The following is a 1,375-nucleotide window of genomic DNA, read 5'->3' as shown; positions in this document are numbered from 1 at the left end:
CAGGGTCTTTGAGAAGTGGCGAGGTGGGCGGTTCGCCTGCTGAGAGCCAGGATGTGACGGCTTGTCGGCTTCTGCCGGAGGCGCCCCTGGACGCAGAACAGGCATGGCCGCTGGTGATCATGTGGGTGTCGAGTCCGTATGAGCACCGAGCGAGTCCATGCCTGCGCGCCCATCTTCCCGCATGCCGTCATGCCTTCAGCAGTTGGGGGAAGCCTCCGGTCCAGCCCCGCTGGAGATAGCCGCTGACCTGCGGAGTTATCTGGCCACAGTGCCTGATCCGCGGGCCCGTCGCGGCATCCGTCACCCCTGGACGGCGCTGCTCACCTCTGCGGCCGCCGCCGTTCTGGCCGGCGCCGCCTCGATCACGGCGATCGGCGAGTGGGTTGCCGACGCGCCGCAGCGTGTCCTGGCCCTGCTCGGGTTCCGGCCCGACCCGCTGACCGGCCTGATCCGCCCACCCCATGCCACGACTGTCCGTCTCGTCCTGGCCGCCGCGGACGGAGACGCCCTCGACCGCGCCATCGGCGACTTCCTCCAGGAACGCCAGGCCCCGTCCCCGGGACGAAAGGTCATCGCCGTCGACGGCAAGACACTTCGCGGCTCCCGCAGCGCCAAGCGGACGGCCACCGCCCTGATCGCCGCCATGACCCACAGCGGCCAGGTCCTCGCCCAACGACAGATCGACAGGAAAAGCAACGAGATCCCGGCCTTCGCCCCGCTCCTGGACGGCATCGACCTGACCGATGCCGTGATCACCGCCGACGCCCTGCACACCCAGCACGATCACGCCTCCTATCTGCACGAACGCGGGGCTCACTACCTGGCCGTCATCAAGCGGAACCACCCCGGGCTTCATGAGCGGGTCAGCCGCCTTCCCTGGTCCGACATCCGCCTGGACCACGTCGACCGCACCCGGGCCCACCACCGCGACGAGATCCGCCGCCTGAAGACCGCCGCGTTCGCCCACATCGGCTATCCCTACGCACGCCAGGCACTCCAAGTCATGCGCTGGAGACGGGACATGGGCACGGGCAAGCTGACGATCGAACGGATCTACCTGGTCACGAGCCTGCCGCCCGGCGCGGCCGACGGCAGCGAACTCGCGGCCTGGATCCGCGGCCACTGGCGCATCGAGAACCAGCTGCACCACGTCCGCGACCGCACCTTCCACGAGGACGCCTCGCACATCCGCACCCGCCACCTACCCCGCGTCATGGCCGGCCTGCGCAACCTCGCTATCGGCGTCCACCGTCAGGACGGCCACACCAACATCGCAGCCGCCCTCCGCCACACCGCCCGAAACCACCTGCGTCCCCTCACTGCCCTCGGCCTGGCATGACGAACCCGGACACAAGATCACTTCTCAAAGACCCTG

General features: G+C 69.1%; 1 protein-coding gene. It reads left to right on the top strand.

Translation table 11 applies throughout. The annotated features are described in order from the left end of the window. Positions 1–157 precede the first annotated feature (157 nt). Positions 158–1,339 (top strand): ISAs1 family transposase, encoded by a 1,182-nt coding sequence (locus tag ACWCQK_RS42500; RefSeq protein WP_451164626.1) that lies wholly within the window; start codon positions 158–160, stop codon positions 1,337–1,339. The last annotated feature ends 36 nt before the right edge of the window (positions 1,340–1,375 follow it).

The sequence above is a fragment of the Streptomyces sp. NPDC002306 genome (assembly GCF_053593435.1).
Note: the sequence above shows the minus strand (reverse complement) of the source record. Positions and strands in the feature narration are given on the sequence as shown.

Excerpts from the sequence above, each read along its gene's own strand:
- ACWCQK_RS42500 (WP_451164626.1), top strand. The coding sequence starts at position 158 with ATGCCTGCGCGCCCATCTTCCCGCATGCCGTCATGCCTTCAGCAGTTG.